This window comes from Luteimonas gilva (genome assembly GCF_005239095.1).
GTDB classification, from domain to species: domain Bacteria; phylum Pseudomonadota; class Gammaproteobacteria; order Xanthomonadales; family Xanthomonadaceae; genus Luteimonas_C; species Luteimonas_C gilva.
Genome location: NZ_SZUA01000001.1, coordinates 1,194,053 through 1,215,189 on the forward strand (window position 1 = coordinate 1,194,053; position 21,137 = coordinate 1,215,189).

19 protein-coding genes and 1 riboswitch are annotated in these 21,137 nt (G+C 66.4%); of the genes, 12 read left to right on the plus strand and 7 right to left on the minus strand.

Going from position 1 to position 21,137, the window contains the following annotated elements; genetic code table 11:
* Window positions 1–41: 41 nt before the first annotated feature.
* Both FCE95_RS05625 and FCE95_RS05630 read left to right on the plus strand, forming a co-directional pair.
* On the plus strand, window positions 42–1,133 hold the full coding sequence (locus FCE95_RS05625) for an aromatic ring-hydroxylating oxygenase subunit alpha (protein WP_137265967.1): 1,092 nt from the start codon (window positions 42–44) through the stop codon (window positions 1,131–1,133).
* Window positions 1,130–2,407: an amino acid permease gene (locus tag FCE95_RS05630; protein ID WP_137265968.1), complete on the plus strand. Its 1,278-nt coding sequence runs from the start codon at window positions 1,130–1,132 to the stop codon at window positions 2,405–2,407. Before FCE95_RS05625 ends, FCE95_RS05630 begins: the two co-directional genes overlap by 4 nt.
* A gap of 112 nt (window positions 2,408–2,519) precedes the next feature.
* Here the strand turns inward: FCE95_RS05630 and FCE95_RS05635 are convergent, their stop codons facing one another.
* Together FCE95_RS05635 and FCE95_RS05640 are read right to left on the minus strand one after the other, a co-directional pair.
* Window positions 2,520–3,734, minus strand: a complete 1,215-nt coding sequence (locus FCE95_RS05635) for a multidrug effflux MFS transporter (RefSeq protein WP_189644676.1) — start codon at window positions 3,732–3,734, stop codon at window positions 2,520–2,522.
* A gap of 158 nt (window positions 3,735–3,892) precedes the next feature.
* Window positions 3,893–4,309, minus strand: coding sequence for a VOC family protein (locus tag FCE95_RS05640; protein ID WP_137265969.1), 417 nt, complete (start codon window positions 4,307–4,309; stop codon window positions 3,893–3,895).
* 283 nt (window positions 4,310–4,592) lie between these two features.
* Window positions 4,593–4,698, plus strand: a riboswitch (glycine riboswitch).
* A gap of 47 nt (window positions 4,699–4,745) precedes the next feature.
* On the opposite strand from FCE95_RS05640, the gene gcvP reads away from it, so the two are divergent.
* Window positions 4,746–7,625 (plus strand): aminomethyl-transferring glycine dehydrogenase, encoded by a 2,880-nt coding sequence (gene gcvP / locus FCE95_RS05645; RefSeq protein WP_137265970.1) that lies wholly within the window; start codon window positions 4,746–4,748, stop codon window positions 7,623–7,625.
* A gap of 50 nt (window positions 7,626–7,675) precedes the next feature.
* Here the strand turns inward: gcvP and FCE95_RS05650 are convergent, their stop codons facing one another.
* From FCE95_RS05650 to FCE95_RS05660, 3 genes are all read right to left on the minus strand, one after another.
* Window positions 7,676–8,290, minus strand: coding sequence for a DUF2846 domain-containing protein (locus FCE95_RS05650; RefSeq protein WP_137265971.1), 615 nt, complete (start codon window positions 8,288–8,290; stop codon window positions 7,676–7,678).
* Entirely contained in the window at window positions 8,287–8,892 is a 606-nt protein-coding gene (locus FCE95_RS05655) for a hypothetical protein (protein WP_137265972.1), read from the minus strand. Before FCE95_RS05655 ends, FCE95_RS05650 begins: the two co-directional genes overlap by 4 nt.
* Window positions 8,893–9,003: 111 nt before the next feature.
* The gene (locus FCE95_RS05660) at window positions 9,004–11,652 is read right to left on the minus strand and encodes a M1 family metallopeptidase (protein ID WP_137265973.1); all 2,649 of its coding nucleotides are present in this window, start codon (window positions 11,650–11,652) and stop codon (window positions 9,004–9,006) included.
* A 185-nt stretch (window positions 11,653–11,837) separates the two neighbouring features.
* On the opposite strand from FCE95_RS05660, the gene FCE95_RS05665 reads away from it, so the two are divergent.
* Window positions 11,838–12,218, plus strand: coding sequence for a VOC family protein (locus FCE95_RS05665; RefSeq protein ID WP_189644642.1), 381 nt, complete (start codon window positions 11,838–11,840; stop codon window positions 12,216–12,218).
* Between the two features lie 18 nt (window positions 12,219–12,236).
* On the opposite strand, the gene FCE95_RS05670 is transcribed toward FCE95_RS05665, so the two are convergent.
* Window positions 12,237–12,857 carry a glutathione S-transferase gene (locus tag FCE95_RS05670; RefSeq protein WP_137265975.1) on the minus strand — a complete coding sequence of 207 codons (621 nt, stop codon included), beginning with the start codon at window positions 12,855–12,857 and terminating at the stop codon, window positions 12,237–12,239.
* Window positions 12,858–12,976: 119 nt separating this feature from the next.
* Between FCE95_RS05670 and FCE95_RS05675 the strand changes: the two genes are divergently transcribed.
* Complete coding sequence (locus FCE95_RS05675) at window positions 12,977–13,453, plus strand: Lrp/AsnC family transcriptional regulator (protein ID WP_137265976.1); 477 nt, start codon at window positions 12,977–12,979, stop codon at window positions 13,451–13,453.
* 114 nt (window positions 13,454–13,567) lie between these two features.
* Entirely contained in the window at window positions 13,568–14,611 is a 1,044-nt protein-coding gene (locus FCE95_RS05680) for a pyridoxal-phosphate dependent enzyme (protein ID WP_137265977.1), read from the plus strand.
* A gap of 6 nt (window positions 14,612–14,617) precedes the next feature.
* Here the strand turns inward: FCE95_RS05680 and FCE95_RS05685 are convergent, their stop codons facing one another.
* Window positions 14,618–15,922, minus strand: coding sequence for a DUF763 domain-containing protein (locus tag FCE95_RS05685; RefSeq protein WP_137265978.1), 1,305 nt, complete (start codon window positions 15,920–15,922; stop codon window positions 14,618–14,620).
* Window positions 15,923–16,103: 181 nt separating this feature from the next.
* Between FCE95_RS05685 and FCE95_RS05690 the strand changes: the two genes are divergently transcribed.
* The 6 genes from FCE95_RS05690 to pdxR all read left to right on the plus strand — a co-directional run bounded on the left by FCE95_RS05690 (window position 16,104) and on the right by pdxR (window position 21,128).
* Window positions 16,104–16,685, plus strand: a complete 582-nt coding sequence (locus FCE95_RS05690; RefSeq protein ID WP_223266785.1) for a hypothetical protein — start codon at window positions 16,104–16,106, stop codon at window positions 16,683–16,685.
* Window positions 16,686–16,708: 23 nt separating this feature from the next.
* On the plus strand, window positions 16,709–17,293 hold the full coding sequence (locus FCE95_RS05695) for a hypothetical protein (protein WP_223266786.1): 585 nt from the start codon (window positions 16,709–16,711) through the stop codon (window positions 17,291–17,293).
* A gap of 38 nt (window positions 17,294–17,331) precedes the next feature.
* Window positions 17,332–17,934 carry a hypothetical protein gene (locus tag FCE95_RS05700; protein ID WP_223266787.1) on the plus strand — a complete coding sequence of 201 codons (603 nt, stop codon included), beginning with the start codon at window positions 17,332–17,334 and terminating at the stop codon, window positions 17,932–17,934.
* A 150-nt stretch (window positions 17,935–18,084) separates the two neighbouring features.
* Window positions 18,085–18,672 (plus strand): DUF1579 domain-containing protein, encoded by a 588-nt coding sequence (locus FCE95_RS05705; RefSeq protein WP_223266788.1) that lies wholly within the window; start codon window positions 18,085–18,087, stop codon window positions 18,670–18,672.
* 207 nt (window positions 18,673–18,879) lie between these two features.
* Window positions 18,880–19,497, plus strand: coding sequence for a hypothetical protein (locus FCE95_RS05710; RefSeq protein ID WP_223266789.1), 618 nt, complete (start codon window positions 18,880–18,882; stop codon window positions 19,495–19,497).
* Window positions 19,498–19,631: 134 nt separating this feature from the next.
* A complete protein-coding gene (gene pdxR / locus FCE95_RS05715) occupies window positions 19,632–21,128 on the plus strand; it encodes a MocR-like pyridoxine biosynthesis transcription factor PdxR (protein ID WP_137265979.1) in 1,497 nt (498 codons plus the stop codon).
* Window positions 21,129–21,137: the final 9 nt, after the last annotated feature.

Sequence of the window (21,137 nt, forward strand, 5' to 3'; positions counted from 1 at the left end):
TTTCGCGCGACGGGGTTGGGCAAAAGCGGCATACTTTTGCCATGAACCCGCCCTGGGCCCACGCCGAAACCGCGCCGCAGCCGCTGGCGACCGCCACCGCCCTGCCCGCGCGCTTCTACGCCGATCCGGCGATGGCCGCCGCCGATCGCGATGCGATCTTCGACCGCAGCTGGCAATTGATCGCGCACGTCTGCCAATTGCAGAACGCGGGCGACCACGTGGTGGCCGATCTCGCCGGCTTGCCGGTGATCGCCGTGCGCGGCGCCGACGGCGGCATCCGCGTCTTCCACAATGTGTGCCGCCACCGCGCCGGTCCGATCGCGCAATGCGACGGTCTGGCCGCCAAATCGCTGCGCTGCCGCTACCACGGCTGGACCTACGGCTTGGACGGCGTGCTGAAGTCGGCGCCGGAAATGCGCAACGTCGAAAACTTCGAAGTTTCCGACGTGCGCCTGCCGCAGTTGCGCACGCGGCTCTGGCAAGGATTGCTGTTCGCCTGCACCGGCGCGGATCCGATGCCGTTCGACGACTTGGTCGCCGGCATCGACGCCCGCATCGGCGGCGAACGCGGACTGGAAAATTACGGGCACCACCAGCGCGTCGGCTACGACGTGGCCTGCAATTGGAAGGTCTACATCGACAATTACCTCGAGGGCTACCACGTGCCGCACGTGCATCCGAAGTTGAACCGGATGCTCGACTACCGCAGCTACGTGACCGAAACCGCGCAGTGGCATTCGCTGCAATGGAGCCCGCTGGAAAGCAGCGACGGCTTGTACGGCAACGGCGACGCGCTGTACTACTGGCTGTGGCCGAACACCACGCTCAACATCCTACCCGGCCGGCTGCAAACCAACCGGGTGGTGCCTAAGGGCGTCGACCGCTGCCGAGTGGAATTCGATTTCTACTACCCACAGGACGATTCCGGCGAAGCGCGCGCCAAGCGCGAGGCCGACCTGGAATTCAGCGACGAAGTGCAGCACGAGGACCTGGGCATCTGCGAAGACGTGCAACGCGGTTTGGCGTCCGGCTCGTATGTGCCGGGAAGGCTGAACCCGCTGCGCGAAAACGCGGTGCACCACTTCCAGGAACTGTTGCGGCGGGCTTACCGGCAGGCGCAAGCGAGCGCATGAACCCGGCCAAGCCGCTCGGGCTGTTGGCCGCGACCGCACTGGTCGTCGGCAATATGATCGGCTCGGGCGTGTTCCTGCTGCCCGCCTCGCTGGCGCCGTACGGCGCCATCAGTTTGATCGGATGGGGCATCACCCTGGCCGGCGCCTTGTTGCTGGCGCTGACCTTCGCGCGGCTGTCGGCGCATTGGCCGCAAACCGGCGGCCCGTATGCCTTCGCGCGCAACGCGTTCGGCGAAACCACCGGCTTCCTGATCGCCTGGAGCTATTGGATTTCGATCTGGTGCGCGACCGCGGCCATCGCGGTGGCGTTCGCCGGCAGCCTGGGCGCGATCTTCCCGAAGCTGGTCTCGACGCCGCTGCGCGGCGCGGCTTGCGCGCTGGCGGCGCTGTGGGCCTGCACGGCGATCAACCTGGCCGGCATCCGCGAAGCCGGACGCACCCAAATCGTAACCACTTTGCTCAAATTGCTGCCGCTGCTGTTGTTCGGCGGCGTCGCGATCTGGTACGTGGACGCGCAGCATTTGTCGATGCCGCGACTCGCGTCCGACGAAACGCTGCCCGGCGCGATCCAGGCGACCGTGGCCTTGACCCTATGGGCTTTCCTCGGCTTGGAAGCGGCCACGATCCCGGCGGGATCGATCGAAGACGCCAAGCGCACGATCCCGCGCGCGACCGTGATCGGCACGCTGCTGGCCGGCGTCGCCACGATCCTGACCTGCACCGCCGTGCTCGGCCTGCTGCCGGCCGAACGCTTGAAGGATTCGGCCGCGCCGATGGCCGAAGCCGCGCACGCGTTGTGGGGGTCCGGCGCGGCGATCGGCGTGGCGATCGTCGCGATGGTGTCGTGCTTCGGCGCGCTGAACGGCTGGGTGTTGCTGTCCGGCCAGATCCCGCTAGCCGCCGCGCGCGACGGCGTGCTGCCAGCGCGCTTCGCGCAATTGGACGCCGGCGGCACGCCGGCGTTCGGCGTGGTGATCAGCAGTCTGCTGGCCAGCGTGCTGGTGGTGTCGAACTACACGCGTTCCTTAGTGCAGCTGTTCACCTTCTCGATCCTGTTGTCGACCGCCGCCTCGTTGCTGCCGTTCGTGGTCAGCAGCGCCGCATGGTTGCGGCGCGGCGAAGGCGGCAAGATCGTAGCGGCGCTCGCCTTGCTGTACGCGGCCTATGCGCTGGTCGGCACCGGCCGCGAAGCCTTGATCTGGGGCGCCGGGCTGCTGGCCGCCGGTTGGATCATGCATCTTTGGCGGCAACGCGCGCGCGCTGCCGCTCCGTAGAGTCGAGCTTGCTCGACTGCTTTTCGGCTTCCTCAGAAATTAGTAGCCCGGGTAAGCGCAGCGCACCCCGGGGTCACGTCGCGGCGGCTCCCGGGTGCGCTGCTTACCCGGGCTACAGTTGCGTGGGCTCCAACGCGGCCGCTTCGGGCTGCGCGCCTGGCAAGCGGCGTCCGGGCCGGTTTTCCCAGCGCCAGAACAACCATGCGATCAGGCTGAACGCCGCCCCGCCCAAGGCCAGGTGGATGCCGCGATGGCTCAACAACGGCGACAGCACGCCGGCCACGATCGCGTTCATCACCAAGCTAGTGAACGCCTGCAACGACGAAGCCGAACCGCGCTGGCGCGGATACATGTCGAGCACGGCCAGGGTCAGGATCGGGAACACGAGCGCGATGCCGAACGAGCCGATCGCCATCGGCAACACCGCCCACGGCACCGATGGCGTCGGCACGAACAGGTTGTAGAGCACGTTCGCCAAAGCGCCGAGCCCGCAGAACAGGAAGCCCGTATTGGCCAGGCGCGCGCCGCTGATCTTGCCGGCGCTGCGCCCGGAGGTGTACGCGCCGAGCATCATGCCGCCGATCATCGGCACGAAGAACCAGGCGAACTGGCGCTCGTTGAGTTTCAGCAGGTCCATTACGAACGCCGGCGCCGAGGCGATGTAGAGGAACAACGCGCCGAAATTGAACGCACCCGACGCGGCCAAGCGCTGGAAACGCGGATTGACGAAGATCGCCCAGTAGTCGCGCAGCAAACGCCGCGGCGCCAGCGACAAACGCGCCTCGGGCGGATGCGTTTCCGGCAACGCGAACCACACCGCCAGCAACAGCAGCACGGCGAAGCCGACCAAGAACCAAAAGATGCCCGACCAATGGCTCCAGCCGAGGATCCAGCCGCCGATGATCGGCGCGATCGCCGGCGCGATGCCGAAGATCATCGACACCTGGCTCATCAAGCGCTGCGCGTCGTGGCCGTGCAGCACGTCGCGGATCAATGCGCGCCCGACGATCAAGCCGACGCCCGCCGACAAGCCCTGCAACGCGCGGAAGGCGAGCAAAGTCGGCAAATCGCGCGCCAGCGCGCAACCGGCCGAAGCGAACGCGAACACGACCAGGCCGCCCAGGATCACCTTGCGCCGGCCGATCGCGTCCGACAGCGGGCCGTGCACCACGCTCATCGCCGCATACGCGAGCAGGTAGACGCTGATCGTCTGCTGCATCGCCACCTTGTCGGCGCCGAGCTCGGCGCCGATGTGCTCGAACGCCGGGAAGATGGTGTCGATCGAGAACGGGCCGAACATCGCCAGGCCGCCGAGCAGCAAGGCCAGCACGCGCAGGGAAATCGTCGTCGCCGAGGCCGTGTCGTGCGGAGGTTTCGGGTCGTTCACCGCATCAGCATAAAGCCATGCCGCTTACGGCGATAGCGGCTTTTTGCTGTTCCTCCCCCTTTTTCAAAGGGGAAACAGCAAGGGCATCGGCGCTGCGATTAATCCGGCGGACCTTTCAACTCGACCATATTGCCTTCCGGATCGAACAGGTATTGCGATGGTCCCTGCCCCTCCGCGCCGTAGCGCGAACCGAAATCGCCGATGCGGACGCCGTGCGTCTGCAGGTGGGCGACGATCGCGTCGCGGTCGAACGGTTCCACGCGCAAGCACAGATGATCGACGTTGCGTCCCTCCGCACCGGGCGCCGCGCCGCCCATGCGGCCGAGCTTGCCGTCCACATCCACCAGGTCGATCAGCGAACGGCCGGCGCGCAACTGGACCATGCCGATCGCCTCCTGGCGGCGCTCGACGCCGCAGCCCAGTACGTCGCGATAGAACGCCTCCATCGCGGCGCTGTCGCTGACCCGCAAGACGATGTGGTCGATCTGCTGGACTTCGAAGGGCACGGCGGACATTGGAGACTCCACGAGGCGATCGAGCGATCTTAACCGGCCCGCATGCGTAGCCCGGGTGGAGGCCGCAGGCCGATACCCCGGGGGGCGCCATGCCTCGAAACGGGCCGCATGCCTCGGAAAAGGGCGTATCTCCGGGAGAAAGAGCCCCGGGTATCGGCCTGCGGCCTCCACCCGGGCTACAATGGCGCCGCAGCACGTGGTGGGAGAAGCGGCCGGCCGGCACCGGCAAGGCCGCTGCCGAAGGCGCAACGCCCGTAATCGCTCAGGCCCCGTAACCGCCGCGTGCACACACTCTGGAGAGACCGGTTCAATCCGGCGCCGAAGGGGCAAGCAACGCGATCCTCCCCCCGCGTTGCCAAACTCTCAGGCAAAAGGACAGAGGGGCGCCTTTCACCCACATGTTCCGTCGCATATGCGACCAACACGGCGCCCCGACATGACCCAGCCTTCGCTTCGCGATCTCGAACACCATTCCGCCTTCATCGAACGCCACATCGGCCCCAACGACGCCGAGATCGCGCAGATGCTGCGCACGGTCGGCCATGCCTCGCTGGACGCGATGACCGATGCCATCGTTCCCGCCAAGATCAAATCGCCCGCCGCGCTGGCCTTGCCCGATCCGATCACCGAAGTCGAAGCGCTGGCCAAGATCCGCGCCGTCGCCGACAAGAACCAAGTCTTCCGCAGCTTCATCGGCCAGGGCTATTACGGCACCCACACGCCGAACGTGATCCTGCGCAACATCCTCGAGAACCCGGCTTGGTACACGGCCTACACGCCCTACCAGGCGGAAATCTCGCAAGGCCGCATGGAAGCGCTGATCAACTTCCAGACGATGTGCGCCGATCTGACGGGCATGGAAATCGCCAACGCGTCGCTGCTGGACGAAGCCACCGCCGCGGCCGAAGCGATGACCCTGGCCAAGCGTTCGGCGAAATCGAAGTCGAACGTGTTCTTCGTTTCCAACGGCGTGCACCCGCAGACGCTTGAAGTGCTGCGCACCCGCGCCGACGGCCTGGACATCGAACTGAAGATCGGCGGCGACGAAGAAGCGGCCGACGCCGACAGCTTCGGCGTGCTGCTGCAGTATCCGGACACCTTCGGCCAGATCCACGACTACAAGGCGCTGGCCGAAAAAGTCCACGCGCGCGGCGCGCTGGTCGCGGTGGCCAGCGACCTGTTGGCGCTGACCCTGATCGCCTCGCCCGGCGAATGGGGCGCGGACATGGTGGTCGGCAATTCGCAGCGTTTCGGCGTGCCGTTCGGTTTCGGCGGTCCGCACGCGGGCTTCATGGCCTGCCGCGATGCGTTCAAGCGTTCGATGCCGGGCCGCCTGATCGGCGTGTCGATCGACGCCGAGGGCAAGAAGGCGTACCGCCTCACGCTGCAGACGCGCGAACAGCACATTCGCCGCGAGAAGGCGACCAGCAACATCTGCACCGCGCAGGTGCTGTTGGCGGTGATGGCCAGCATGTACGCGGTCTACCACGGCCCCGAAGGCCTGGTCCGGATCGCGCGCCGAACCCATCGCTTGGCTGCGATCCTGGCCGCCGCGCTGGGCAAGGCCGGCGTCAACGTCGGTCCGGATTTCTTCGACACGCTGCACGTCACCGGCATCGATGCCGCGGCCGTGCACGCCAAAGCGAAGGCGGCGCGGATCAACCTGCGCGCGATCGACGCGGGCAGCGTCGGCATCAGCCTGGACGAAACCGCCACGCGCGAGGATATCGTCGCCCTGGCCGGCCTGTTCGGCGCCCAAGCGGACGTCGACGCGCTCGACAAGGCCACCGGCGACGCCCTGCCCGCCGGATTGCAGCGCAAGTCCGCGTTCCTGCAGCACCCGGTGTTCAACACCCACCACAGCGAACACGAACTGCTGCGTTACATGCGCTCGCTGGCCGACAAGGACCTGGCGATGGATCGCACCATGATCCCGCTGGGTTCGTGCACGATGAAGCTCAACGCTACGGCCGAGATGATCCCGGTCACCTGGCCGGAGTTCGGCAACATCCATCCGCTGGCGCCGGCCGAGCAGACCGTCGGCTACAAGCAGCTGATCGACGAGCTGGAAGCGATGCTGGTGGAATGCACCGGCTACGACGCGGTCAGCCTGCAGCCCAACTCCGGCGCGCAGGGCGAATTCGCCGGCCTGCTGGCGATCCGCGCTTACCATCGTTCGCGCAACGAAGGCCATCGCGATATCTGCCTCATCCCCGAATCGGCGCACGGCACCAATCCGGCTTCGGCGCAGATGTGCGGCATGCAGGTCGTGGTCACCAAGTGCGACGCCAACGGCAACGTCGACGTGGACGACATCCGCCGCGCGGCGGAGAAATACAGCGATCGCCTGGCCGCGATCATGATGACCTACCCGTCCACCCACGGCGTGTTCGAAGAGGACGTGGTCGAGATCTGCGAAATCGTGCACAAGCACGGCGGCCAGGTGTACACCGACGGCGCCAACATGAACGCGCTGGTCGGCGTGGCCAAGCCCGGCAAATGGGGCTCGGACGTCTCGCATCTGAACCTGCACAAGACCTTCTGCATTCCTCACGGCGGCGGCGGTCCGGGCGTCGGCCCGTGCGCGGTGAAATCGCACCTCGCCCCGTTCCTGCCTCGCACGCTCGGCGGCGAAGGCGATGTCGGCATGGTGTCCGCCGCGAGCTTCGGTTCGGCCAGCATCCTGCCGATCAGCTGGATGTACATCGCCATGATGGGCAACACCGGCCTGCGCAAGGCGACGCAGGTGGCGCTGCTCAACGCCAACTACATCGCCAAGCGCCTGGCGCCGCATTACGAGACGCTGTACACCGGCCGCAACGGCTTGGTGGCGCACGAGTGCATCTTGGACCTGCGCCCGATCAAGGACGCCACCGGCATCAGCGCCGAGGACGTCGCCAAGCGCCTGATCGATTTCGGCTTCCACGCCCCGACCCTGAGTTTCCCGGTCGCCGGCACGCTGATGGTGGAGCCGACCGAAAGCGAATCGCTGCACGAACTGGACCGCTTCATCGACGCGATGATCCAGATCCGCGACGAGATCCGCGCCGTCGAAGAAGGCAAGCTGGACCGCGAAGACAACCCGCTCAAGCACGCCCCGCATACCGCGACTATGGTTGCCGCCAGCGAATGGACCCACGCCTATCCGCGCGAACTGGCCGCGTTCCCGCTACCGGTGCTCAAGCAGCAGAAGTACTGGCCGCCGGTGGCGCGCGTGGACAACGTCTACGGCGACAAGAACGTGTTCTGCAGTTGCGTGCCGATCGAAGCCTTCGCCGGCGAGATCGAAGCGTTCAGCGAACCGAACGTGATGTAAGAAAAAAGCCCCGCGAAATGCGGGGCTTTTTTTATTCATGAGCTGCGGATTTATTGCGCTTTTTCGAGCTTGGCCGCCATGCCGTTGAAGGTGGCCGCATCGGAGGGCGACAAATTCGGCCGGCCGACCAGGAAGCCCATGTTGATCGTGCCCTGCACGTAATAGGTTTCGCCAGCTTCGATTTCCATCGTCAGCACGTCCTCGGCTTCGGAATGCACCGTGTACTGGTGCTGGCCAGGGTCGACCGCGGCGACGAAATACTTCCCGCTGCGCAGCTTGCCCAGTTCGGTCTGCCCTTCGCGCACTTTGAAACCGACCGCGGCGCCGGCGAATTTCGACGGACGGAAGAAGACGATCTGCCCCTTGCCCGACGGCGGCGCGCCGATCAAGCCATTGGCGGCGGCAGACGCGGGAGCGGCGGACGGCTCGGCAGCGGCGGCCGCTTGCGCTTCTTGCGCCGACGCGGCGGCCGGAGCGGGCTGCGCTTGCTGCGCCGGAGCCTCGGCGGACTGCGGCGACGCGGTCTGCGCGGCGGCGACTTGGACGCGCTTGGAGGGATCGAGTTCGCCCTTGTCCTTGCGCCAGGACAGGCTCCCATCGCCGGCGAAAGCGAAGGCGGGCAATAGGCTTAAAACGAAAACGGCATGGCGAATCGAACGGTTCATGGACTCTCTTCCGGTGAGGTGACGGTGGCGGTTGCGTGGTCGGTCGACGCAGGGGAATTCGGGGCGATCGGTACGGACGCCAAAGCGGTGTCTTGAGCGACGCGCGCTTCGCCGCGGGTGTGCGCGGGAATTTCGATTTCGCGGCCGCGGATGAACAACGCGAACGGCCCGGTCGCGAACGATGCGCCTAAGGCCAGTCCTGCATTGCTTTTGCCGGTGGCGCCGAGCTTGTACCCGCGCAATGGGATCCGCTGGCCGCCGATTTCGAGATAGCGCGCCGCCAGCAATAGCTCGCCCGGCGCGCCGCCGCCGTGCGCGGCTTGCGCATGGACCACCTCGCCCACGCCCTGCGTGCCGGCGGCGAGCGCCGGCGCGCCTTCGACGGGCCAAGGCTCGGCCAGCCGGAATGCGAACTTGTCGCCGCGCTTGAGCGCGGACGAGCTTAGAGGTTCGAGCGTTTCGATCACGAGCACGGTTTCGGCTGGAATGCGCAGGCCTTGCGGATCCGCCGAAACGCTCGAAGACGTTTGCGCCGCTTCTGCAGCGGCGGTTTGCGCGGGCGCGCCGGCGAACGCCAGCGCGGCCCACAACGCGACCCCCATCCCCATCCAGGCGGCCCCCCTGCCGTTCCTAGCGCGGCTACGCTAGCCGAACCACCTGACGCCGGCAATACCGTCGGCCCCAACGGATCGGCGTCGCCTTTCGAGAGGCCGTTACGCGCCGTTCTTCTTCAACCAGGCGTCGATTTCGGGCAACCGCTGCTCGCGCACCTTGGTCCGGTATTGGATGTTGGCGATCGAGGTTTCGGTGGCGCGGCGCGAGCCGGCGGCGATGTGGGCGTCGGCGAAAGACCGCAGTTTGCCGATCATCGCCGGATCGAACGAAGAGTTGCCCAAAGCCGGATACCAGCCGGCGCGCGAAGTCGAATCGACCAGCTTGTCCACTTGCGGCAAGTGCGCCACGGCGTAATCGAAAGCCTGATCCGGATGGCGGAAAGCCACGATCGCGATCATGCCGGCGCTGTTGGTCGCGCCCGGCTCGTCGGTCAAGGCCAAATCCAGCGCGCGCTTGGCCAAGGCCTCGTCGTCGCTCGCCGACAGCAGCGAGTACAGCTGATCCTTGATCAACGGCGTCTTCTCGGCCTTGGCGGCGGCGTGCAGCTTGTCCCAGGTCGCGGCGTCGGCGTGCGAAGCGACCACGCCCAGCACGGTCTTCTTCAGCTCGGCCGGCACCGCGTTCGGATCCTTCTCGAGCGAAGCGTAACGGCGCCGCGCTTCGGCGAGCACCTTCTCGTCGCCCAACGCGCCGAGCGTGCCGATCAGTTGGCTGCGCAGGATCGTGGTCGGGTCGCCTTCGTTCGGACGCGCTTCCCAACCGATCCGCTCGAACGCCGGCGCCAGCGTGGCGATGGCGAACTTGCGGAACGCGGCCTGCCGCGCTTTGTCGCCGCGATAGTAGTTGTCCAGGCTGCCGAGGCTATCGGCGATGTCGGCCCACAGCTGCGGATCGGCGTCGGCCGGCGTCGCTTTGGCCAGGTCCAGGAAATTGGACGCGGGCTGCAAGCCGGCCATGCCCAGCGCCCAGGTGTCGTTGATCAAACCGAGCTGGTCGATCGGCGCCAGCTTGGCGAAGCCGTCGCGGATCGCGACGAACTGCTCCGGCGCGTACAGCGTGCGGTAGTAGCCGCTCTGCCCCGCGTTGACGACGACCGCGCCGCAACCCGGCACCGTCATCTCGGCTTTGCCGCCGGTCACCATCGCGCGCACCGGCTCGCCGCCGGCGGCCTGCGCGATCACCGGCACGCGCCACGACAACGGTTGCTTGTTCGGGCGGTCCTTGGTGAATTCGCCCTGGCTCAGCTTGAGCGTGGTTTTGCCGCCGGCGCACTGCGCCGAATCGACCTTGATCAGCGGCACGCCCGGCTGCAGGGTGAAATCGTGGGCGATGTCGAGGATCGGCTTGCCGGCCGCGGCCTGGATCTCGCGCCACAGATCGTCGGAGACCGTGTTGCCGTAAGCGTGCGCTTTCATATAGCGACGCACGCCTTCGCGCCAAGCGTCGGGACCGACGTAGCCTTCCAGCATGCGGATCACCGCTTCGCCCTTCGAATACGTGATCGCGTCGAAAGCTTGGCTGGCCTGCTCCACCGTCTCCACGTGCTGCACCACCGGATGCGTGGTCTCGACCGCGTCGCGGCTCATCGCCGCCTCGCGCGCTCCGACCGAGTACAGCTTGGTGTTCCATTCCGGATGCAGCTTCTCCATCGTCCGCGCGGCCATCCACGAGGCGAAGCCTTCGTTGAGCCACAGGTCGTCCCACCAGCTCATCGTCACCAGATCGCCGAACCATTGGTGGGCGATTTCGTGCGCGGCGATCGAGAACACCGACTGCTTGTCGGCCGAGGTCGAAATCGACGGGTCGAGCAGCATCGCGTATTCGAAGGTGTAGATCGCGCCCCAGTTCTCCATCGCGCCGAAGAACTGGCTGCGTCCGGGCGAAGCGACGTTGTCCAGCTTGGGCAGCGGGTACGGCGTGCCGAAATAGTCGTTGTATTCGTTCAGCACGACTTTCGACGCTTCCAGCGCGAACTGCGCTTGCGACGACAAGCCCTTCTGGGTCACCACGCCCACTTCGGTCGCGCCGGCCTTGTCGGTGGTGCGGTCGAATTCGCCCAGGCCGAAGAACAGCAGATACGTCGACATCTTCGGCGAACGCTCGAAACGCACGCGTTTCAGGCCGTTGCCGGCGTCGGAAGTCTGCGCGGCGGGCATGTTGCTGACCGCCATCTGCGCGGACGGCACGGTGGCGGTCAGGTCGAAGGTGGCCTTGTAATTGGGTTCGTCCCAGGACGGGATGAATTTGCGCGCATCCGAATTCTCGAACTGGGTGTAGAGCGCGCGCTTCTTGCCTTCCTTGTTCTCGTAATCGATCGCGAACAGGCCGTTGGCCTGGGTGCCGATCTTGCCGCTGTAGTCCAGCGCCAATTTGTAGCTGCCGGGCTTCAGCGCTTGCGCGAAGGCGAAGGTCGCGGTTTGCGCCTGCGCGTCGACGCTCACTTTCGGCTCGAGCGCGGCGCCGGAAGCGGGCGTCAGCTTCGCCGACTTGAAGGTCATGTCGACCGCGTTCAGCACGATCTTGTCGGTCGCCTGCAGCACATCCAGCGTGATGGTCGCTTGGCCATCGAAGCTCAGCGATTCCGCATGCGGAACGAAGGCGAGTTCGTAATGGGTGGGGCGCACGTCGCGCGGCAACTGGGTGGTCGCCTGGCGCGCGGCCGAAGCCGGCGGGGCGTCTGCGGCGACGGCGGTGGCGGAAGCGGCGGCGAGCGCCAGCGCGATAGCGGAAACCAGGATGCGGCGCATGGCCTGCCCTCGGAGGATAAAGCGGCATAGTGCGGCGCCGTTTCGGTCCGCAGACACCCCCGGAAGTCATGGATGGAAGGACGAAAAGCCTGGTTTTCCAGTGTCCGCATGCGCGGACGCGGACAGCGGACGGTCGGCGATCCGAAAAGCACACGTCGCTAACCGAAGGCGAGGACAATAGCCCGATGACCGCCGAACTGGACCACCTCATCGTCCCGACCCGCGACCCCGCAGAATCGGCGGCGTTCTACCGCCGCGTGCTCGGTTTCGCCCACGAGGGCCGCGCCGGCCCGTTCGAGATCCTGCGCGTCGGCCCCGCCCTCACGTTGGATTTGATGCGGCAAACGCCGCACGACCGCATGCACTTGGCCTTCCGCCTGGCGCGCGCGGAGTTCGACCGCGTCTACCGTTTCTTGTGCGATTCCGGCATGGCCTTCGGCGGCGGCCCGTTCGATCGCAGCCGCCACGGCCCCGGCCAGACGTTCGGCGCGCAAGGCATGGCCGAGTCGCTATACTTCGACGACCCCGACGGGCACAACATCGAAGTGCGTTGCTACGAGGCGTAGGGTGGGCCTTGGCCCACCCTACGTGTCGCGGGTTTCGCCCGACAACGGCGTCGCCCGCATCGAAGGGCGCGTTTCGAAAGCGTCGAACCAGGCCGTCAAACGCGGACGGCCTGCGCGGAAGTCCGGCAGCTCGCGGAACGCCAACCAGCTCAAGGCGGTCGCCACGGCGATGTGTCCCACATGGACGGACGCATCGACGTCCAGCTCCCGTTCCAGCCAATCGTACGCGGCGACCAGTTTTTCGGTGTAGCCGTCGCGCAAGGGCGGATAGCGGAGCGCTTCGGGCCTGCGCACCGTCTCCCATCGCACCGCGATGCCGGCGTCGGCGAGTCCCTGCGCGACGGCCTGCACGCGCAAGGCCTGCCAACGCGCCTCGCCTTCGCGCGGGACCCGCGGACGGCCGCTGTGCAGCGTGTCGAAATAGGCGCAAATCACGTCCGAATCGAACAACGGCGCCTGGCCGGGACGGATCAGCACCGGCACTTTGCCGAGCGGATTCTGGGCGAAGACGCTTTCGTTGCGCAGCGTAGGGCTCGTTTCGTGATGCACGACCTCGACGCGGTCGGCCAGACCCGCTTCGTGAGCGAACACCAGGGCCTTGCGCGCATAGGGCGAATGGGTTTGGTAGAGAAGTTGCATGGGATTGCGAGCACCGAAATGGGATGGACGAATCCTAGCGGCGCGGCGGCGCGGTTCGGCCGCGATCCGGGCCGCGATCGCGCGTTTTTTCGGCGCCGAGGCGGCTTAGAATCCCAGCCATGAACCTGGACCGCTTCGACCGCCAATTGCTGAACCTGGTCCAGGAAGACGCCGGCCGCACCGCCGAGCAACTGGCCGAGCACGTCGCATTGTCGCCTTCGGCCATCCAGCGCCGGCTGCGGCGGATGCGCGAGGAAGGCGTGATCGTGCGCCACACCGCGATCGTCGACCCGCAACGCATCGGCCGCCCGACCTTCTTCATCGTGTCCTTGCAAGTGGAACGCGAGCGTCCGGAGCTGCTCACCCAATTGCGCAAATGGCTGGCGGCGCAGGAGCACGTGCAACAGGCCTTCTACGTGACCGGCGAAGCCGATTTCGTCCTGGTCGTTTCCGCGCCGGATACCGAAACCTACGATGCACTGATGGGCCGGCTGGTGGCCGAGAATCCGAACGTGTCGAAGTTCGTCACCAACGTCGCATTGGGCGTGGTCAAGCGCGGATTGAGCGTGCCGATTCCTTTGCTAGAAGAGGAATGATTTTTCTGCCGTCGTCCCGGCGAAAGCCGGGATGACGGCTTTTCAGCGTAATTTCCGCGATCCGCAGACTACAAACGCGGCAAAAAACGACGCAGGAATGCGCACACTGCAGCCATGAACAACGACTTCTTGTCCGATCCGTCCATGCTGTGGAGCGACTACCGCCCCACCCCGCTGCTCGATTTGCCCGCGCTCGGCCGCCTAGCCGGCGTAGCCCGCGTCTTCGCCAAATGGGAAGGCGTGCGGCCATTGGGCAATTTCAAGTCCCTCGGCGGCATGTTCGCGGGCTTGCGGATGCTCGCGCGCGCGACCGGCGCGGCTTCGATGGACGAATTGCAGGCCGCTTGCGCATCCGCCGCGAAACCGCCGCGGTTGATCACCGCCAGCGACGGCAACCACGGCTTGGCCGTCGCCGCCGCGGCGCGACGTGCGGGCGCGCAAGCCTCGATTTACTTGCCCGCCAGCGTCAACCGCGCGCGCGCAGATCGCATCGAAGCGGTCGGCGGCGGGATCGTCCGGATCGACGGCACCTACGACGAAGCGGTCGAGGAAGCCGCGGCCGCCGCGGCACGCGGAGAAGGCTTGCTGGTGCCCGACACTAGCCCGGATCCCGACGACGTCGCCGTCGCCGACGTGATGGCGGGATATGCATTGATGGCGCGCGAAATCCGCGCGCAGCTTCGCGACGAGTTGCGCGAGCGCCCCAGCCATCTTTTCGTCCAGGCCGGCGTCGGCACCTTGGCCGCGGCCATGGCCGAAGGCTTGCGCGACGCGATGCGCGAACCGCGGCGCATCGTCGTGGTCGAACCCGCAACGGCGGCCTGCGTGGCCCGCGCCCTCGACGCCGGCCGTCCCGAGCGCTTGCCGGGCGACTTGCACACCGCGGCGGAAATGCTCGCCTGCGGCTTGGCCTCCGCTTCGGCCGTGGACATCCTGCAGCGCCACGAAGCCATGGCGATCCGCGTCGACGACCAGCGCTTGCGCAGCGCCACCAGCGCCCTGCGCGATTTCGGCGGCTTGGACAGCACGCCTTCCGGCACGGCCGGCTTGGCCGGCTTGCTGCAGGTCGCCGCCGATCCGGCATCGGCGGAATCGCACGCGTTGAATGCGGACAGCCGGGTCCTGTTGATCGTCAGCGAAGCGGCCGTACCTCCATAATCCAGATCATCCCGACGCACCGCGCTTGGCTTCGCGAGGCGCGACGGAACGCCCATGCTCGGGTTCCCAACCGAACACGCTGCGCCCGCCATAGCCGTGCGATTTTTCGAACTCCTCGGCGATCAGCGCTTCCACGGAAGGACCTCCGGCGCTGCGTTCCAACCTGCGCGCCTGATCGTCCAGGCGCTTCAGCGCGCCCAATTCTTCCTGTCGCCCTAACTTCGCATTGCGCACCGCCGACTTCAGCACGCCGATGGTCCGATCGTAGACCCGCGTCGGCACCGGAAAGGGATGCCGGTCCTTGCCGCCGTGGGCCAGCGAAAAGCGCGCCGGATCGTTGAAGCGGCAAGGCGCGCCGTGCAGCACTTCGGCCACCAACGCCAAAGCGCGCACGGTGCGCGCGCCCACGCCGGGCACCTGCAGCAACTCGGCGAAATCGCGCGGTCCGCACGCCTCCGCCGCCGCCAGATTGCCGTGCAAACGCCGCGTCACCACGTCTTTCGCACGGACGTCGTGGTGGTCGGGCAGCATCAAATGCGGCAGCAATCCGGGTTGCCAAGGCTCCTCGGGCTGGCGTGCGCGCGTTCGGCGGGCGGACGCATGTTCGGCCAGCTTGCTCCATTCGCGCGCCACGCCCTCCGCGCCGATGTCGCGCAGAAGCGCGGCTTGCGCCGTGCGCGACGCTTCCGCGCGGCGGTCGGCAAGATTGACGATCTCGCCCCGCTGCCGGCCTTCGATCGCCGCATGCGGCGCGTCGACGAAACTCTTCAGCCCTTCGGAAAGCCAGTGGTAGCGCCGCGCTTGGCGGTTGCTTTCGTTCATGCCCTGCTGCACCACGACCCAGCGTCCGTCGTCGGCGACGATGAATCCGTGCAGGTACAGCTCGAATCCGTCCTGCACCGCGGCACTGTCCACTTTGGCGACCATTTTGCTCGCGCGGGCCAAGGCGTCGCCGTCGAAGCCCACCCGTTGCCCGATCGCGATCAGTTCGCCGGGAGTGGCTCGCGAATGCCTGCCGCGACCGCCGCAAACGTGCAGGCCGAGTTCGCCCGATAGCGGAGCCAGTCCGCGTTTCAAAGCGCCTATCACGCTGGTGGTGATGCCCGAGGAATGCCAATCCATGCCCATCACGGCGCCAAAAGATTGGAACCAGAACGGGTGCGCCAAGCGCCGCAGCAATTCGTCGCGGCCATACTCGTGGACGATCGCCTCGCAGATCACCGCTCCCAGCCGCGTCATGCGGTCGGCCAGCCAGCGCGGCACGCGGCCCCCGTGCAAGGGGAGATCGGCGCTTCCGGATCGTCGGGTCATGGCGCCATTTTCGCTGCGCGCGTCTCGTTGTTTGCGACCGGGCGGCGACGCATACGGTCCGACGCATGAACCGTTAAGCGATGCGTGCGTGCCGGTGGCCTTGCGTCCTGCGGGTAAATGGCTCTTGGCCGTCCTCCGCATCCGGCGCATTTTGGCTCCGTCTTCGATCGGGCCGTTACGCATGAAGCCACCCTTTTCGCTCGCACGCCGGCGCCTATGGACCGACGCGCTCGCCGGCGCCGGCGTCGCGAGCCTTTTGACCGCCGCGAATACGGCCGCCGCTGCGGCCGAACCGGACGGCCTTCACGATTTCGACCTGTTCCCCGGCACTTGGCGCGCGCGCCATCGCAAGCTGAAAAAGCGGCTGGCCGGCAGTAACGACTGGTCCGAATTCGAAGGCACGCAATGGTTCCTGCCCATGCTCGGCGGCGCCGGCAATATGGACGACAACGTGTTCGACGTGCCCGGCGCGCCTTACCGCGGCGTCAGCCTGCGCTCGTTCGATCCGAAGACGCGGACTTGGGCGATTTGGTGGCTCGACGGACGCGATCCGCACAAGATCGACGTGCCGGTGATCGGCCGTTTCGAAAACGGCGTCGGCACCTTCCTCGCCGACGATACCTTCGAAGGCAAGCCGATCAAGATGCGCTTCCTGTGGTCGAAGATCACCGCCCGTTCGCGCTATTGGGAACAGGCCTTCTCGCCCGACGGCGGCAAGACCTGGGAAACGAACTGGACCACCGAGTTCGAGAAGACCTCTTGAACCGCGAACTTCGGGAACACGCGATGCGACACGACCCAGAACGCCGCAAGGTCATGCACCTATCGCTGCTGGCCACGGCCGCCGGCTTGCTGCCGCTCGGCGATGCCCTCGCCGCGGTTCCGGAAGCGGCTGCGCCCGCCGGAAATGCGCACGATTTCGATTTCTTCGTCGGCAGTTGGTCGGTCAAGCACCGGCGCTTGAAACAGCGCCTGGTCGGCAGCCACGAATGGCAGGAATTCGACGGCACTTGCCGCTGCTGGTCGCTGCTCGGCGGCTTGGCCAACGTCAACGAACGCATCGCCTACCGGCCCGACGGCACTTCGCACGGCTTGGGCCTGCGCGCCTTCGACGCGAAAAGCGGCACCTGGGCCGATTGGAATCTGAGTTCGAAGGAGCCGCACAAGATCGACGTGCCGATCATCGGCCGCTTCGAGAACGGCGTGGGCACTTTCCTTTCCGACGACACCCACGAAGGCACCCCGGTCAAGGTGCGCGGCATGTTCTCCAAGATCGCGCCGGCTTCCGCGCAATGGGAGCAGGCCTTCTCCACCGACGGCGGCGGCACTTGGGAAACGAATTGGGTGATGAATTACACCCGCACCGCTTGAAACATCCCGCGAACCGAATCCGGAATCCGACGAACACTATGGACGCACCCGTTTCGCCTCTGCGCCGCCAGATTCTGCGCGATGCGCTGGCCGGCGCCAGCGCATTGACCCTGCTCCCGATCGCCGATGCCTTCGCCTCGCCTGCGGGCAGCGACGGCATCCGGCTGCCGACCGGCGACGTGCACGACTTCGACATCTTCGTCGGCCGCTGGCGCACGCAACAGCGGCGCCTCAAAGAGCGACTCGTCGGCAGCACCGATTGGATCGAATTCGAAGGCGTCCAGGATTTCCGCCTGTTGCTGGGCGGCGCCGGCAACATGACCGACAACCTGTTCCAGCTGCCGGACGGACCCTATCGCGGCGTCACCGTGCGCGCTTTCGATCCGCAGACGAAATCGTGGGCGATCTGGTGGCTGGACGGCAATCGTCCGCACAAGATCGACGTGCCGGTGATCGGCCGCTTCGAGAACGGCAGCGGCGCGTTCTATGCCGACGACAAGTTCGACGGCAAGCCGATCAAGGTGCGATTCCTGTGGAAAGACATCAAAGCCGATTCGCGGCGCTGGGAGCAGGCCTTCTCGCCCGACGGCGGCAAGACCTGGGAGACCAATTGGACGGGCGATTTCTTCCGCATCACGTAGATGGCGCCTCCTCTTCCGCTCGCGGATTGAAGCCCTCTCCCGCTTGCGGGAGAGGGTTGGGTGAGGGCAAGCACGCCGCGACCGAATACCCGTAACCCGACGAAAAGCAGCGGAGCAAGCTCCGCCCTACAAAGCAAGGCCGAGGTACCGATGACGCACGACCCCCATCGCCGCCTAATGATGCAGATGTCCCTGCTGGCCGCCGCTTCGGCCGCGCTGCCGATCGGCAAACTTCTCGCTCAATCCGCGGACCTCGTCGCGCCCGCCACCGGAGCGGCTCGCGACTTCGATTTTTTCATCGGCAGCTGGACGGTAAAACACCGCCGCTTGAAGAAGCGATTGGCGAACAACCACGATTGGGAAGAATTCGATGGTTCTTGCCACGTCCGCTCGTTGCTCGGCGGCTTGGCCAACATCGACGACAGCGCGGTGAACCTGCCCGGCGGCGCCTATCGCGGCATCGGCCTGCGCGCTTTCGACGCCAAGACCGGAAGCTGGGCGGATTGGTGGCTGGACGGCCGCAATCCGCACAAGATCGACGTGCCGATCATCGGCACTTTCGCCGGCGGCGTCGGCACTTTTCTTTCCGACGACACCTTCGAGAACGAGCCGATCAAAGTGCGCGGGCTATGGTCGAAGATCGCGCCGAAATCGCTGCAATGGGAACAAGCGTTCTCGCCCGACGGCGGCAAGACTTGGGAGACGAATTGGGTGATGCGCTACGCGCGCGCCGCTTAGCCGGTTCCCGCTTTTGCAGGGGCGGCTTTAGCCGCGAGCTCTTTCCGGCAGATGCACGATCTGATTGAAGAGCTCGCGGCTAAAGCCGCTCCTACAAAAAAATCCGTTCCGCCATGAGTGGCATCCATGGGGCCGAGTAAATGGCCCTTTCCGATTCGATCCTTCGCACCGCATCTTGCAGGGGCCAATCCGATGCGAGCCTGCACTATGAACCGTCCCGTTTCGCTGTCCCGACGCCAATTGCTGGTCGATGCGCTGGCCGGCGCCGGCGCCGCCACCTTGCTGCCGTTCGCCAACGCCTTCGCCGGCGACGGCTTTCCAAACTCGGTGAAAAGCGCGCCGCCCACCCACGCCAAACCGCCGACCGGCAGCGTCCGCGATTTCGACTTCTTCGTCGGCAAGTGGAACAGCGTCAACCGCCGCCTGAAGCGGCGTTGGGTCGGCAGCGACGATTGGGACGTGTTCCCGAACACGGTCGATTGCCATAGCCACATGGGCGGCGTGGTCAATATCGACGAGATCGTGTTCCCGACCAAGGGTTGGGAAGGCATGACGGTGCGCACGTTCAACATCGAAAAGAAGCAGTGGTCGCTGTACTGGATCAACAGCAAGACCGGCGAATTGTTCCCGCCCGTGGTCGGCGGCTTCGTCGGAGACGACGGCGAGTTCTACGGCGACGACACCGACGAGGGCAAGCCGATCAAGGTCGTGTTCAAGTGGACCCGGCTCGCTCCCGGCAAGGCGCGCTGGCAGCAGGCGTTTTCGCTGGACGGGAAGAACTGGGAAACCAACTGGGTCGTCGACCATACCCGCATCGACGCCTGATCCGCTTTTTTGTAGGAACGGCTTAGCCGCGAGTTCTTGCCTTCAAATCGCGGCATTGCAGCAATTTGAGAGAGAAAGCTCGCGGCTGAAGCCGCTCCCACAAAAACAAAAGCAAAGCCCGCTAACATAGCCGCATGGCCAAACATGCCGGTTCCGTCTTCTCCGTCGATGTCGAAGGCTTGGATTCGCTGGCCGGGCAGCCGGCCTACGCACGTATTTCCGAACGGATCCGCGCCGCCATCGTCAGCGGCGCGTTGGCGCCGAACGCGCGCCTGCCTTCCAGCCGCACGCTGGCCCAGGATCTGGGCGTGGCGCGCAACACGGTCGATTGGGCGCTCAGCCAATTGGTGGCCGACGGCTACATCGTCCGCCGCCGCGGCGCCGGCAGCTATGTCGCCGCGCATCTGCCCGAGCGCGACGAGCCGCCGCTGATCGCGCCGCGCGCCGCGCCGGCCAAGCGCGAACCCGAACAGCGGCGCCTGTCGCAACGCGCGCAGGCCTTGCGCGCTTACCCAGGCCACTACCGCGCGGCGACCGCGATACCGTTCACGCCTTCGTTGCCGCCGCTGGAATTGTTTCCGCGCAAAGTTTGGAACCGCTTGCTGGCGCGCGAAAGCGCGCGCCCCGGCAACGACGTCTGGGCCTACGGCGCGAGCAACGGTTTGCCCGCGCTGCGCGAGGCGATCGCCGCGCACGCGTCGGCGATGCGCGCGACGCGCTGTTCGCCCGAGCAAGTGATCGTGGTCACCGGCACCCAGCAAGCGGTGGAATTGGCGGCGAAAGTGGTCGGCGATCCGGGCGATCGCGCCTGGGTGGAATCGCCGGGCTACCAGCCCGTGCAGCACTGCCTGCGCGCGGCCGGCTTGGAAACGGTGCCGGTGCCGGTGGACGGCGAAGGTTTGGACGTCGCGGCCGGACGCGAACTCGCCGCGGACGCGCGCTTGGCCTACGTGACGCCGGCGCATCAATACCCGATGGGCTGCGAAATGTCGCTGCCGCGCCGCCGCGCGCTGCTGGGCTGGGCGCAGGAAGCCGATGCGTATGTGATCGAAGACGACTACGACGGCGACTACCGCTACGAAGGCCGCCCCATCGCCTCGCTGCAAGGCATGGACGACGGCGGTCGCGTCGTCTATGTGGGCAGCTTCAACAAGATCCTGTTCCCGGGCCTGCGCATCGCGTACGCCATCGTTCCCGAACCGCTGGTCGCGCCTTTCGTCGACGCCAAGCACACCGCCGACGGCTTCACTTCGCTGCTGACCCAAAGCGTGCTGGCCGCGTTCATCCAGGAAGGCCACCTGGCGCGCCACATCCGCAAGACGCGGACGATCTACGACGAGCGCCGCGTGGCTTTCCTGGAAGAGGCCAAGGCGCTGCACGATCTGCTGGACTTCGGCCCGGCCCGCGCCGGAATGCACGTCGCCGCGATGTTCAAGCCGGCGTTGGCGGGACTCGACGATCGCGCCGTCGCCGCGGAATGCGCGCGCAACGGCGTGGAAGTGCATTCGCTGTCCAAATACGGCAACACGGGCCCCGGCGGCTTGGTGTTCGGCTTCGTCAGCGCCAGCCGCAGCATCGCGCGATCGCGGTTGTTGATCGTGCGCCGCGCCATCGAATCCGTTCGCGGCTAGGCCGGCCCA